Annotated in this window: 10 protein-coding genes; 6 read left to right on the top strand and 4 right to left on the bottom strand. The window is 74.2% G+C overall.

What is annotated here, in order from left to right; all coding sequences use genetic code 11:
* Positions 1-151: 151 nt before the first annotated feature.
* From AQJ58_RS30840 to AQJ58_RS30855, 4 genes are all read left to right on the top strand, one after another.
* A complete protein-coding gene (locus AQJ58_RS30840; RefSeq protein WP_067256299.1) occupies positions 152-799 on the top strand; it encodes an NADPH-dependent F420 reductase in 648 nt (215 codons plus the stop codon).
* Between the two features lie 95 nt (positions 800-894).
* Positions 895-1,725: an alpha/beta fold hydrolase gene (locus AQJ58_RS30845; RefSeq protein WP_067256074.1), complete on the top strand. Its 831-nt coding sequence runs from the start codon at positions 895-897 to the stop codon at positions 1,723-1,725.
* Positions 1,726-2,191: 466 nt separating this feature from the next.
* Complete coding sequence (locus AQJ58_RS30850) at positions 2,192-3,778, top strand: alkaline phosphatase D family protein (protein WP_067256076.1); 1,587 nt, start codon at positions 2,192-2,194, stop codon at positions 3,776-3,778.
* 121 nt (positions 3,779-3,899) lie between these two features.
* Positions 3,900-5,168 (top strand): GNAT family N-acetyltransferase, encoded by a 1,269-nt coding sequence (locus AQJ58_RS30855; protein WP_067256077.1) that lies wholly within the window; start codon positions 3,900-3,902, stop codon positions 5,166-5,168.
* A gap of 132 nt (positions 5,169-5,300) precedes the next feature.
* Here AQJ58_RS30855 and AQJ58_RS30860 read toward each other — a convergent pair whose 3' ends face one another.
* Positions 5,301-6,521 carry a trans-sulfuration enzyme family protein gene (locus AQJ58_RS30860; protein WP_067256079.1) on the bottom strand — a complete coding sequence of 407 codons (1,221 nt, stop codon included), beginning with the start codon at positions 6,519-6,521 and terminating at the stop codon, positions 5,301-5,303.
* Positions 6,522-6,581: 60 nt separating this feature from the next.
* On the opposite strand from AQJ58_RS30860, the gene AQJ58_RS30865 reads away from it, so the two are divergent.
* On the top strand, positions 6,582-7,055 hold the full coding sequence (locus AQJ58_RS30865; RefSeq protein ID WP_067256081.1) for an Lrp/AsnC family transcriptional regulator: 474 nt from the start codon (positions 6,582-6,584) through the stop codon (positions 7,053-7,055).
* Between the two features lie 98 nt (positions 7,056-7,153).
* The gene (locus AQJ58_RS30870) at positions 7,154-8,857 is read left to right on the top strand and encodes a DUF885 domain-containing protein (RefSeq protein WP_067256083.1); all 1,704 of its coding nucleotides are present in this window, start codon (positions 7,154-7,156) and stop codon (positions 8,855-8,857) included.
* Positions 8,858-8,953: 96 nt separating this feature from the next.
* On the opposite strand, the gene AQJ58_RS30875 is transcribed toward AQJ58_RS30870, so the two are convergent.
* From AQJ58_RS30875 to AQJ58_RS30885, 3 genes are all read right to left on the bottom strand, one after another.
* Positions 8,954-9,436 carry a rhodanese-like domain-containing protein gene (locus AQJ58_RS30875; RefSeq protein ID WP_067256085.1) on the bottom strand — a complete coding sequence of 161 codons (483 nt, stop codon included), beginning with the start codon at positions 9,434-9,436 and terminating at the stop codon, positions 8,954-8,956.
* A 149-nt stretch (positions 9,437-9,585) separates the two neighbouring features.
* On the bottom strand, positions 9,586-12,624 hold the full coding sequence (locus tag AQJ58_RS30880) for an AAA family ATPase (RefSeq protein WP_067256087.1): 3,039 nt from the start codon (positions 12,622-12,624) through the stop codon (positions 9,586-9,588).
* Positions 12,621-13,784, bottom strand: a complete 1,164-nt coding sequence (locus tag AQJ58_RS30885; protein WP_067256088.1) for an exonuclease SbcCD subunit D — start codon at positions 13,782-13,784, stop codon at positions 12,621-12,623. The genes AQJ58_RS30880 and AQJ58_RS30885 overlap by 4 nt, the downstream gene beginning before the upstream one ends.
* Positions 13,785-13,830: the final 46 nt, after the last annotated feature.

Raw genomic sequence — 13,830 nt, forward strand, 5'->3', positions numbered from 1 at the left:
TATTTCGCGCCCTTGTTTATTAAAGGTTGTTGTACTTCTCTGCGACCATAGGGCGGCCCCCATCCCTGGTCAAGACCAATCCTGTGGGCGGAATCCGGGCTCCCGGCCCACAATGACCGAGTCGGCAATGATCGGGAAACGGGAGGTCTCCATGCGGTACGGGGTGCTGGGCACGGGGCAGGTCGGTCGTACGCTCGGCGGGAAGCTGGTGGCACTGGGCCACGAGGTGACCCTGGGTTCGCGTACGCAGGACAACCCGGTCGGCCGGGAGTGGGCCGCGAGCACGGGCGCCGCCGCCGGCACGTTCGCCGAGGCCGCCGCGGGCGCCGACGTGGTCGTGAACGCGGTGGCGGGGCAGGTGGCGCTCGCCGCGCTGGAGGCGGCCGGGGCGGAGAACCTCGCGGGCAAGGTCGTCCTGGACGTCTCCAACCCGCTGTCGTTCGAGGGCGGCGAGGTGCGGTTGTCGCCGGTGGAGTCGGACAGCGTGGGCGAGCAGATCCAGCGGGCGTTCCCGGACGCGCGCGTGGTGAAGTCGCTGAACACGGTGAACTGCGAGGTGATGGTCGATCCCGGGCGGGTGCCGGGGCGGCATCAGATCTTTGTGTGCGGGGCGGACGCGGAGGCGAAGGCCCAGGTCACCCAGTTGCTCGGGGAGTTCGGGTGGCCGGCGGACCGGGTGCTCGACCTGGGCGGCATCCAGGCGGCGCGCAGTGTGGAGATGTGGCTGCCGCTGTGGCTGAACCTCATGCGGCACTTCGGGCACGCGGACTTCAATCTCGAACTGCACACCTCCCGTTGAACGGGTCACGGCACCCCTGAGACCTACCCGTCGGTAGCAATTGCTGACAAGCTGTCTATGACGTTCGCCGGTCCGTCCAGACGAGGAGCTCCCCCATGCCCGCCACCGTCTCCTTCCCGGTCACCACGCCGGTCGGACCGCAGCCGGTCTCCATCTCCTACGAACGGACGGGCCGCGGCGAACCGCTGCTGCTGCTGCACGGGATCGGCCATCACCGGCAGGCCTGGGACCCGGTGGTGGACCTCCTGGCCACCGAGCGCGACGTCATCGCCGTCGACCTGCCGGGCTTCGGGGTCTCCCCCGCGCTGCCGGACGGGCTCGCCTACGACCTGCCGACCACGACCGCCGTGTTCGCCGCCTTCTGCGAGGCGCTGGAACTCGAACGGCCGCACGTCGCGGGCAACTCGCTCGGCGGCCTGCTCGCCCTGGAACTCGGCCGCGAGAAGCTCGTACGGTCCGTCACCGCGCTGTCCCCCGCCGGGTTCTGGTCTCAGGCCGAGCGGCGGTACGCGTTCGGCGTCCTGCTCACCATGCGGCACATCTCCCGTCGGCTGCCGCTGCCGCTGGTCGAGCGGCTCTCCCGTACGGCGGCCGGACGCACGGCGCTGACCAGCACCATCTACGCCCGTCCCGGTCGGCGTGCGCCCGAGGCCGTGGTGGCCGAGACGCTCGCGCTGGCCCAGGCCACCGGCTTCGACCAGACCCTGCGGGCGGGCACCACCGTGCAGTTCACCGACGACATCCCCGGTATCCCGGTCACCGTCGGCTGGGGCACCCGCGACTGGCTGCTCGTGCGGCGCCAGGGCGTCCGCGCGAAGCAGATCATCCCCGCCGCCCGCCTGGTCCGCCTGCCCGGCTGCGGCCACTGCCCGATGAACGACGACCCGGCCCTGGTGGCCCGGGTCATCCTGGACGCGAGCAGCTGAGCCGGGGCCGGCCCGGGGGAACGGCTCGGTCCAGGGCGGTCCATGGCGGTTCAGGGCGGGTCCAGGGCGGTCCATGGCGGTCCATGGCGGTCCAGGCCTGTGGACGGGCGCGGAGGCGGGCCGGGCACAGCAACGGACATCCGACGAGCCGGGCCGGGCTCGTAGACGGGCGGCGGGGGTGCCGACCGGCCGGGAGCGGCGGGGAGGGTCACCCCGCGGGACGCGGAGGACCGCACGACCCGCGCGACGGAGGACCACCCCACCCACGTGACGGAGGACCACCCGACCTGAGCCGCCCTCACGCCTCGCGCATCCCCGCCCCTCCTCACCCACCCGTGGGCGCGGCGGTGGCGTGACGCCCTTCCGTGTGCCGGGAGTTGTTCACTTGGGGTTTGCGTGTGCGCTGCGGTGTCCCAGTAGTTGTGGCGGTGCACACCGGCCGGATCCCGTCCCTGGAGGCCCTCCCATGTCACACCTGCACCTGCCCGGGCGCCGCAGTGTCCTGCGCGGCTCGCTCGCCGCGTCCGCGGCCCTGACCCTGCCCGTCGCGGCCGGCGCCGCACCGGCGCTGGCCCTGTCCGGACGGCCGCGGGCCGACTGGGGCGTGCAGACGGGGGACGTGACCTGTGACTCCGGTCTGGTGTGGGTGCGCTCGGACCGTCCGGCGCGGATGATCGTCGAGACGGCCGCCACCGAGTCGTTCCGGCACGCGCGGCGGTGGCACGGCCCCCTGCTCGGCGCCGGCACCGACTTCACCGGCACGACCCGGCTGCACGGCCTGCCCGCGGGCGAGCAGATCCACTACCGCGTGCTGCTGGCCGACCCGGACGACCCCCGCCGTACCGGCGAGCCGGTCACCGGCACCTTCCGCACGGTGCCCGCCGGCCGCCGCCGCGGGGTGCGCTTCCTGTGGTCGGGGGACCTGGCCGGCCAGGGCTGGGGCATCAACCCCGACCTCGGCGGCTACCGCATCTACGACGCCATGGCCAAGCTCGACCCCGACTTCTTCCTGTGCAGCGGCGACAACATCTACGCCGACGGCCCGATCACCGCGACCCAGGCGCTGCCCGACGGCTCCCTCTGGCGCAACCTCGTCACCGAGGAGAAGTCCAAGGTCGCCGAGTCCCTCGGCGAGTTCCGCGGCAACTTCCGCTACAACCTGCTGGACGAGAACCTGCGCCGGTTCAACGCCCAGGTGCCGTCGGTCATCCAGTGGGACGACCACGAGGTCCGCAACAACTGGTACCCGGGCGAGGTGATCGCCGCCTCCGACACCCGCTACACGGAGAAGAGCGTCGACGTCCTCGCGGCGCGCGCCCGCCGGGCGTTCAGCGAGTACTTCCCCGTCTCGACGCTGCGGCCGGGCCGTGAGGAGGGCCGGGTGCACCGCGTGCTGCGGCACGGTCCGCTGCTCGACGTGTTCGTGCTGGACATGCGGACGTACCGCAACGCCAACTCGCCCGACGACCAGGCGGTGGACCCGCAGGGCATCCTCGGCCGGGAGCAGCTGGAGTGGCTCAAGCGGGAGCTGTCGCGTTCGCGCGCGGTGTGGAAGGTGATCGCCGCCGACATGCCGCTCGGCCTGGTGGTGCCGGACACCACGGAGGGCAGGGCGAACATCGAGGCCGTGGCGCAGGGCGACCCGGGGGCCCCGCTCGGCCGTGAGCTGCAGATCGCCGAGCTGCTGCGGTTCGTCAAGCACCGCAGGATCACCGGCACGGTGTGGCTGACCGCCGACGTGCACCACACCTCGGCCCAGCACTACCAGCCGTCGCGGGCCGCGTTCACCGACTTCGAGCCGTTCTGGGAGTTCGTCTCCGGCCCGCTCAACGCGGGCGCCTTCCCGGCCAACGCGCTCGACGGCACCTTCGGCCCGGAGCGGGTGTTCGTGAAGGCGCCGACCGCGTCCAACGTGTCGCCGGCCGGGGGTTACCAGTTCTTCGGCGAGGTCGACATCGACGGCGACAGCGGGGAGCTGACGGTCCGGCTGCGCGAGCAGGACGGCACGGTGCTGTTCACCCAGGTGCTCCAGCCGGGGCGCGTGGGGCAGTGACGGCGGCGCAGTGGCCGTAGAGGAATTACTAGAAAAATCAACAAAACGGGCAGGAGTGGCCTTTACCCGACAGTCACAAGCCGTTCGTGATCACGCAACACCGTTCCTCCACAGTGGCTGCATGAATCGACACCTGTCTGACGCCACCGTCGCCGCCGTCGCCGCGCTCTCCGCGTTCCTCAAGGCCCCATGGAGGGCACGGCGCCACGAGGACCCGCCGCCCACGAGCGATACCGGTGCCCGGCCGTCCTCCCCGGAGGAACAGGCCGGGCCCGGCACCGTCGGCGGGGAGGGCACCCTGTGGCGGATGCGGACCACGGTGAAGGACGCGCCGGGTTCCCTCGCCGCGCTCTGCGCCGCGCTGGCGGGGCACCGGGTCGACATCCTCAGTCTCCAGACGCATCCCCTGGGCGAGGACACCGTCGACGAGTTCCTGCTGCGCGCCCCGGCGGCGCTGGCCTCCACCGACATCACCGGTGCCGTCGCCGAGGCGGGCGGCTCGGGCACCTGGATCGAGCGGGCCGACGCCCATGATCTGGTGGACGTGCCGACCCGGCTCCTGGGGCTGGCCACCCGCACCGCGCTCGACGCGGCCGAACTGCCGCTCGCGCTGAGGCAGCTCCTCGGCCGGTGCACGATCCGCTCGCTGCCCGCCGCACCCGTCGGCGGGGGCCGGGGCCCGGCCCACGTGCCCGTCGAAGGGGTGCTGGAGGACACCGTGATGCGCCTGCGGGCGCCGGAAGGCGGAGTGATCAGCGTCGAACGGCCGTATCTGCCGTTCACCCCGACCGAGTTCGCCCGGGCGCGGGCCCTGGTCGAGCTGGACGCCCGGCTCGGTCCGCGGATCCCGCGCAGCCAGGACGTGCTGACCCTGCCCGAGGGCAACGACATCACCGTGCGGCGGGCCGACACCGGCGATCTGGAGGCGGCGCGGGCCATGCACGAGCGGTGCTCGCCGCGCACGCTCGCCCTGCGGTACCACGGGCCGGTGGGCGACGCCGACCGCTACCTCAACCACCTGCTCAGCCCGCGGTTCGGCCGGACCCTCGCGGTGTGGACGCCGTCCGGGCGGATCGTCGGGCTGGGGCACCTGCTGTGGGACGGGGACGAGACCGAGGTCGCGCTGCTCGTGGAGGACCAGTGGCAGCGGCGCGGGGTCGGGCGCGAGCTGCTCGAACGGCTGGTGGCGATGGCCGTCGAGGCGGGGTGCGCGAGCGTGTACGCCGTGACGCAGTCCTCCAACACCGGGATGGTCGCCGCGATGCGGGGGCTCGGGCTGCCCCTGGACTACCAGATCGAGGAGGGGACCCTGGTGATCACGGCTCGGCTCGACGCCGTGGGCGTGGCCGGGGAGCGCGGAGAGGCCGGTTCCCGGCGAGCCCTCGGCTAGCAGGCCCTCGGCGGGCGGGTTCCCGGTCGAGCGGTGCGGGGTGTGCACGCCCCGCACCGCCCACGGGTCCGCCGGGACGGCCTCGCGGCCGTCCGCACGGTCCTCGCCCGCTCCCGGCCGGCGGACGGCCCGTCAGGAAGAGACGGCGGAGACCGTCCTGGCACCCGGCGTCCGCAGCGGGGCGTCCCCCAGTGCCTCGTCCAGGTCGGTCCACAGGTCCTCCGGGTCCTCCAGACCCACCGACAGCCGCAGCAGGCGGTCGCTCACCCCGGCGCCGCGGCGGTCGTCCGCGTCGACGATGCGGTGGCTGATGGACGCCGGGTGCTGGATGAGGGTGTCGACGCTGCCGAGGCTCACCGCGGGGGTGACCAGACGGACGCCCGCGATCACCTCGTGCGGATCGCCGTGGACCTCGAAGGCGATCATCGCGCCACCGATGCGCGGATAGTGGACGCGGGCGACGCGCGGGTCGGCGGCCAGGCGGCGGGCCAGTTCGGCGGCGGTCGCGGAGGCCGCCCGGACCCGGACCGGGAGGGTCGCCAGTCCGCGCAGCAGGAGGTAGCCCGCCAGCGGGTGCAGGACGCCTCCGGTGGCGAAGCGGATCTGCCGCAGCAGCCCCCCGAACTCCTCGTCGCAGGCGACCACGCCGCCGAGGACGTCCCCGTGTCCGCCGAGGTACTTGGTGGCGCTGTGCAGGACGAGCCGGGCGCCGTGTTCCGCCGGACGCTGGAGCACCGGAGTGGCGAAGGTGTTGTCGGCGAGCAGCGGGACGGAGCCGCAGGCGTGCGCGACGGCCCGCAGATCGACCTCCGCGAGGGTGGGGTTGGCCGGCGACTCGACCATGACCAGTCCGGTGTCGGGCCGCAGCGCGTCCGTGATCCCGGCCGGGTCGGTCCAGGTGACCTCCGAGCCGAGGAGTCCGGCGGTCAGGAGGTGGTCGCTGCAGCCGTACAGGGGGCGTACGGCGACGACGTGCCGCAGGCCCAGGGAGGCACGGGCGAGCAGGACCGCGCTCAGGGCGGCCATCCCGCTGGCAAAGGCGACCGCGCTCGCGGTGCCCTCCAGCCGGGCGAGGGCGGTCTCGAAGCGGGCGACGGTCGGATTGCCGAGCCGTCCGTAGACCGGCGGGCCCTCGGGCTCGGCGCCGGTCGCGGCGAACGCGTCGATCCGGGCCGCCTCGGCGCGGCTGTCGTAGGAGGGGTACGTGGTGGACAGGTCGATCGGCGGGGCGTGCAGGCCCTGCCGGGCCAGGTCGTCCCGCCCGGCGTGCACGGCCTCGGTGGCCAGGGCGCGGGGTGCTGCGGACCGTCGTATCTCGGGGGATGCGTGCGTGCTCGCTGCGGCTGAGTCCATGGACCGCAGAGTGAACAACGCACGGGACACCGGAATCGAACACCGTGCTACGTTCGACCGATGGCCGAATCTGTCGTACTGGACCCGGTGGACCTGCATCTGCTGCGGTTGCTGCAGAACGACGCCCGGACCACCTATCGCGATCTCGCGGCACAGGTCGGGGTGGCGCCGTCGACGTGTCTGGACCGCGTGACGCGGCTGCGCCGCTCGGGCGTGATCCTCGGGCACCAGCTCCGGCTGGATCCGGCCAAGATGGGGCGCGGGCTCCAGGCGCTGCTGTCGGTGCAGGTCAGGCCGCATCGGCGGGAGCTGGTGGGGCCGTTCGTGGAGCGGATCCGGGCGCTGCCGGAGGCGCTGACCGTCTTCCATCTGACCGGTCCCGACGACTACCTGGTGCATGTGGCGGTCGCCGACATGGCGGATCTCCAGCGGCTCGTCCTGGACGAGTTCACGGCCCGGCGGGAGGTGGCGCGGGTCGAGACCCGGCTGATCTTCCAGCAGTGGGACTGCGGGCCGCTGCTGCCGCCGGGCTAGCGGGGTGGGCGGAGCCCGGCTCAAACCCCTCTGCACCGTCCTACGCCATCAGCTCAAACGCCGTGACGTGCGCTTCCCTCCGTATGAGGATGGTGTGCATGTCACAGACCAACCACCCTCTTCCCCGTGCGGTCGCCGACGCCTACGTCGACGACCTCATCGCCCTCGACCCGGTCACCGGCACCTTTCTCGGCGTGGCGGAGAGTTCGAGCCGTCTGCCCGACTTCTCGCCCGCGGGACTGGAGGCGCGGGCGCGACTGGCCCGGGACACGCTGGCCCGGCTCGACGAGGCGGAGCGGCGACCGGGCGCGGACAGTGACATCGAGCGCCGGTGCGCGCGCCTGCTGCGCGAGCGCCTGACCGCGGAACTCGCCGTGCACGAGGCCGAGGAGGGGCTGCGCGCGGTCGGCAACCTGGGCATGCCCGCGCACCATGTGCGGGAGGTGTTCACCGTGACGCCCACGAACACCGAGGAGGACTGGGCGGCGATCGCCGAGCGGCTGCGGGCCGTACCGGCGGCGCTCGGCGGCTACCGCGAGTCCCTGGCGCTCGGCCTAGAACGCAAACTGTACGGTGCGCCGCGCCCGACGGCCGTCTTCGTCGGCCAGCTCACCGAGTGGTCGGACACGGACGGCGCCGGCCGCGGCTGGTTCGAGGAGTTCGCGGCCACGGGGACCGAGTCGCTGCCGGAGGCGCTGCGCGCGGAACTCCGGGAGGCGGCCGGGACCGCGACGGCGGCGGTCGTGGAGCTGCGGGACTGGATGCGCGACGTGTACGCGCCGGCCGTCGAGGGGGCGCCGGACACGGTGGGCCGGGAGCGGTACGCCCGCTGGTCGCGCTACTACAACGGCACCGACCTGGACCTGGACGAGGCGTACGCGTACGGCTGGGCGGAGTACCACCGGCTGCTCGGCGAGATGAAGAAGGAGGCCGAGCGCATCCTGCCGGGTGCGGCGACCCCGTGGGTTGCCCTCGCGCACCTGGACGAGCACGGCACGCACATCGAGGGCCTCGACGAGGTCCGCGACTGGCTCCAGGGCCTGATGGACCAGGCGATCGAGGCGCTGGACGGCACCCACTTCGAACTCGCCGAGCGGGTACGGCGGGTGGAGTCCCGGATCGCCCCGGCGGGCAGCGCCGCCGCCCCGTACTACACGCCCCCGTCGGAGGACTTCTCCCGGCCGGGCCGCACCTGGCTGCCGACGATGGGCCAGACCCGCTTCCCGGTGTACGACCTGGTCTCCACCTGGTACCACGAGGGTGTGCCGGGCCACCACCTCCAGCTGGCGCAGTGGGCGCACGTCGCCGGTAACCTCTCCCGGTACCAGGCCGTCGTCGGCATGGTCAGCGCCAACGCCGAGGGCTGGGCGCTGTACGCGGAGCGGCTGATGGACGAACTGGGCTTCCTCACCGATCCGGAGCACCGGCTCGGCTATCTGGACGCGCAGATGATGCGGGCGGTGCGGGTCATCGTGGACATCGGCATGCATCTGGAGCTGGAGATCCCGGCGGACTCGCCGTTCCACCCGGGCGAGCGCTGGACCCCCGGGCTGGCGGAGGAGTTCTTCGGGGCGCACAGCAGCCGGCCGGCGGACTTCGTGGAGAGCGAGCTGACCCGCTATCTGACGATCCCCGGCCAGGCGATCGGCTACAAGCTCGGGGAGCGGGCCTGGCTGCTGGGCCGCGAGCGGGCGCGCGAGCGCCGGGGGGACGCCTTCGACCTCAAGTCCTGGCACATGGCGGCCCTTTCGCAGGGATCGCTGGGGCTCGACGACCTGGTGGACGAGCTGGCGCGGCTCTGACGGGCCGGCGCGGCCGCGACCCCGCCCTGTGCGTGCCGCGCCCCGCCCCGTGTACGTGAAGCCGCCGAACGACAGGCGACTGCGTGAGGGCGGCGGTCAGCAGCCGCAGTTCTCCGCGTCGGCGGGGGCCGTGAGCCGGTCGGCGGCGTGGCGCTCGCGGCCCTCCCAGGTCTCGTACGCGAAGCCCTCGCGCACCCAGTACTCGAAGCCGCCGAGCATCTCCTTGACCAGGTAGCCGAGTTCGGCGAGCGCGAGGGCGGCGCGGGTGGCGCCGTTGCAGCCGGGGCCCCAGCAGTACGTCACCACGGGCACGTTCCGGTCGAGGAGTCGCTCGGCCTGTTCGGGGATGAGGGCGGTGGGCAGGTGGACGGCGCCGGGGATGTGGCCCTGGTCCCAGGCCTGCGTGGAGCGGGAGTCCAGGACGACGAACCCGGGGTCGCCCCCGGCGGCGAGGACGGCGGCCACGTCGGAGACGTCGGCGTGGAAGACGAGGCTCGCCCGGAAGTGGGCGGCGGCCTCGGCCGGGGCGGCGGGGGCGACACGCAGGACGGGGTTGACGGGGCTGGTCGTGGCGGTCATCGCGGGGGCCTCTCTGCGGGGGATCCGATGAAGGGAAATCTACGGCCGGTGATCACCTTCTTGAAGGGGCGTTCCCCGGCGCGCCTGCCGCACCGCCGGGGAATCCCCCTCCTTCCGGGGGCATGACCGGGTATTCCCCGGACGGGGGGTCAGCGGCCGGGCGGGACGGCGCGGCCCCGCTGCCGCACCTGCGAACCGGACCTCCCCTTGACGACCTCCAGCTGGGCGTGGACGCGTCGGCGCAGGTCGGCGACATGGCTGACGATGCCGACGCTGCGGTCGCGTTCCCGCAGCGAGTCCAGGACGTCGAGGACCTCGTCGAGGGTCTGGTCGTCGAGGCTGCCGAAGCCCTCGTCGATGAAGAGGGTGTCCAGCCGGACCCCGCCCGCCTCGTCGGTCACCACGTCGGCGAGGCCGAGCGCGAGGGCGAGCGAGGCGAAGAAGGTCTCGCCGCCGGAGAGCGTGGCGGTGTCCCGCTCCCGGCCGGTCCAGGCGTCGACGACATGCAGTCCGAGCCCGCTGCGGCCGCGTCCGGCCCGGTCGTCGGAGTGGACGAGGGTGTAGCGCCCGGCGGACATCTGCCGCAGCCGGGCGGTCGCGGCGGCGGCCACCTGTTCCAGACGGGCCGCGAGGACGTACGCCTCCAGGCGCATCTTGCGCTCGTTGTCGGCCGAGGTGCCCGCGGTCAGGCCGGCCATGCGGGCCACCCGGTCGTACTCCTCGCGCAGCGGCGCGAGCCGGCGCACCCCCTCGGCCGAGCGGGCCGAGAGGCGGTCCAGTTCCGCGCAGCGCCGGGCCGCCGCGTCGCGCGCGGAGGCGGCGTCGCGCAGCCGCCGGGCGGCGGCGGCCGCCGTGCCTTGCGCGCAGGCGAGGTCGGCGGGCGGCCGCTGGGCGGCGGCCGCCGTGTCGGTCTCCGCGAGGACCGCGCGGACCGCGGCCTCCTCGGACTGCCAGGCGTCCAGGCGCCGTTGCAGCTCGCGGTGGGCGCCGGCGTCGAGCAGGGCGTCGGCGGCGGCCTGCGGGGTGTCGAATCCGGCCCGGAACGCGGCGTCGGCGAGCCGGGCGTCGGCGTCCTTGAGCCGCTGGGCGGTGTCCTCGGCGGACCGCGCCGCGTCCGCCGCCTCGGTGAGCAGCGCGACCCGGCGCTCCAGCTCGGCGGCACGGGCGGCCACGGTACCGGCCGCGCCCCGCGCCTGCGTCAACTCGGCCTCCAGCAAGCCGCGTTCACTGTCGAGAGCGTCCCGTCGCGCGACCCGTGCGGCGGCGCGGACGGCGGCCTCCTGCTGCGCGGAGACCCTCCGGTCGCGTTCCCGGTCGGCCTGCCGCAGTCGCTCCTGGGCGGCGTGCAGGGCCGAGGCGCCGTCCCGGGCCCGGGCGTACTCCTGCTCCAACTCATCTGCCTCAGAGACACGTTGCGCGGTGGGCGCGTCACCGGCCTCGCCCTCGGCCGCGGCCAGCTCCCGCTGGAGCAGCCCCCGGCGCTCTTCGGCTTCGGCGCGCTCGCCGTCGGCCGACTGGACCGCGGCCAGCGCGCGGTCCTCGGTCTCCCGGCCGACGTGTCCGGCGTCCTTGCGCGCGGGTGCCGGATGGTCGACGGCCCCGCAGACCGCGCACGGCTCGCCCGCGCTGAGCCGTGCGGCGAGTTCGGCTGCGATGCCGTTCAGCCGCCGCTCCTTGACCTCCAGCCAGGTGGCGCGCGCCTGCTGGGCCAGCTCGGTCAGGGCCAGCACCTGGCGGTGCGCCTCGTCGGTCTCCCCCGCGAGCCGGTCGCGTCGGCGGGCGGCGGCGAGACGCCGGCGTGCGGGTTCGCGCTGCACCGCGAGCCGTTCGGCCCGGGTGGCGGCCTCCTGGGCGAACTCCACGGCGCCCAGCAGGCCGGTCCGGGTCTCCTCCCAGTCGGCCAGCCAGGCCTCCGCCTCCTGGAGGACATCCGTGTCGGACCGCTCCTGACGGTCCAACTCCGCGCGCTCCGCGAGGAGTTCCGTGAGCCGTCGCTCGGCGCGGCGGGCCGACTCCAGACCGCCCAGCTCCTCGGCCGCGCGCCGGGCGGCGGCGGCGAGTCCGGCACCGCCCGCGTCCGCGAGCCCTCCGGGACGTCCGGCGTCGACGGCGTCGCGCACCAGCGCACGCGCGCGGGCCTCCGCCCGGGCGGCCCGGTGGTGGTCCGACTCGGCGGTCTCCCGCAGCTCCAGCGCGGGCGCGACCGCCTCGGCCTTGCGGCCGCGCTCCATGCGGGCCCGGTCCTCGCGGTGCGCGCCGGCGCGCTCCTCCAGCCGCGCGGCCCGTTCCCGCGCCTCGGCGGACCGGCTCTGCAACCGGTGCAGTTCGCGTACGTCCGTCAGGGCGCGCTCGGCGCCCGCCTGGGCGGACTCGGCGGCGGCCAGACGGCAGTGCGCGATGGTCAGCTGCTCGCGGGCGGTGCTGCGGGCCACCGCGGCGGCGGCGGTGACCGCCTCGGCGAGACCCGGCTCGCCCGGCTGGAGCTCCGGCAGCTCCATGGCTCCCCCGGCGGCCTGCTGCATCCGGTGGGCGTCGGCGACCAGTTCGGCGTCGCCCTCGCGTACCCGTGCCTCCGCCTCCCGGCGCCGCTCGGCGAGCCGCTTCTCCACGTCGGCGAACCGCCGGGTGTCGAAGAGCCGGCCCAGCAGCCGCCCGCGCGCCTCGGCGTCGGCGCGCAGGAAACGCGCGAAGTCGCCCTGGGGCAGCAGCACGACCTGGCAGAACTGCTCCCGGCTCATGCCGAGCAGCTGGGTGATCTCCTCGCCGATCTCCTGGTGGGAACGGCTGAGGTCCTTCCAGACGGCGCCGACGGGGTCGTACTCGCGCAGCCAGGTCTGGGCCTTCTCGACGGTCGTACCGGTGCCGCGCTTCTTGGGGCGCTCATGGGGCGGCTGCCGGGTGATCTCCAAGCGGCGTCCGGACACGGTGAGTTCGAGGGTGACCTCGGTGCGGGTGCCGGGGGCGGCGTGGTCGCTGCGCAGGGTCAGTCCCTGGCCCTGGACGGCCTGGCGGGCGCCCGGGACGGAGCCGTAGAGCGCGTAGCAGACGGCGTCGAGGACGGAGGTCTTGCCCGCGCCGGTCGGCCCGTGCAGCAGGAAGAGCCCGGCGGCGGACAGGTCGTCGAAGTCGACGCTCTGGGCGTCGCCGAAGGGCCCGAAGGCGGTCAGGTCGAGCCGGTGCAGCCTCACCGGGCCACCTCCCGCACCACGTCGTCCGTGCGGACCGCGTCGAAGGCGTCCCGCAGCACACCCCGTTCCCGGGCGTCGGGCCCGGCGCCGCGCACATGGGCGACGAAGTCCTCGGCGATCTCCTGGTCGCTGCGGCCGGCGAGGCGGCGGGCGTAGGACGCGTCCGGGTCGTCCGGGCCCCGCTCGGGGGCGAAGACCAGGCTGAGGGTGTGCGGGAACCGCTCGGTGAGCCGGGCCATGGGCTCGGCGGGGCGGACGGCGTCGGTGAGCGTCGCCTCCACCCATGCCTCCTCGTGCCGCGCGAGCGCGGGGTCGGCGAGCAACTCCTCGAGGGTGCCGGAGATCCGGGCCAGGGCGCGCGGCACCGGGCAGTCGATCCGCTCGGCGGTGAGGGCACCGGACGCGTCGAGGTCGACCAGCCACATCGTCTTGCGGTGGTCGGCCTCGGAGAAGGAGTACGGCAGGGGGGAGCCGGAATAGCGGACGCGCTCCGTGAGGGTCTGGGAGCCGTGCAGATGCCCGAGTGCCACGTAGTCGACGCCGTCGAAGACACCGGCGGGCACGGAGGCAACGCCGCCGACGGTGATGTCCCGTTCGCTGTCGCTGGGTTCGCCGCCGGTGACGAAGGCATGGGCGAGGACGACGGACCGGGTGCCGGGCGCACGCGTCGCGAGGTCGGCGCGGACCCGGTCCATGGCGGCGGCGAGCACGCTCTCGTGCCCCGCTCTCTCCACCCCGAACTCCTCTTTCACCAGGGCGGGTTCGAGATAGGGCAGGCCGTAGAAGGCGACGTCGCCGTGGGCGTCGGCGAGCACCACGGGGGTACCGGCGGCCGACGGGTCGGTGCGCAGATGGACGCCCGCCCGGCCGATCAGCGCGGCCCCGACGCCGAGCCGGCGGGCCGAGTCGTGGTTGCCGGAGATCATCACGGTCGGCACCCCGAGGTCCGCGAGCCGGTGCAGGGCCTCGTCGAACAGCTCGACCGCGGCGAGCGGCGGCACCGCGCGGTCGTACACGTCCCCCGACACGAGCACCGCGTCGACCTCGCGCTCGCGCACGGTCGCCACGAGTCGGGAGATGAACGCGGACTGGGCCGGAAGCATGTTCACGCGGTGGAACGACCGGCCGAGGTGCCAGTCGGACGTGTGCAGCAATCTCAAGAAACCGCTCCGACGTACAGAGACCGACCGTGAACACCGACCACGC

Source organism: Streptomyces sp. DSM 15324, from assembly GCF_001514285.1.
Classification (GTDB): Bacteria; Actinomycetota; Actinomycetes; order Streptomycetales; family Streptomycetaceae; genus Streptomyces.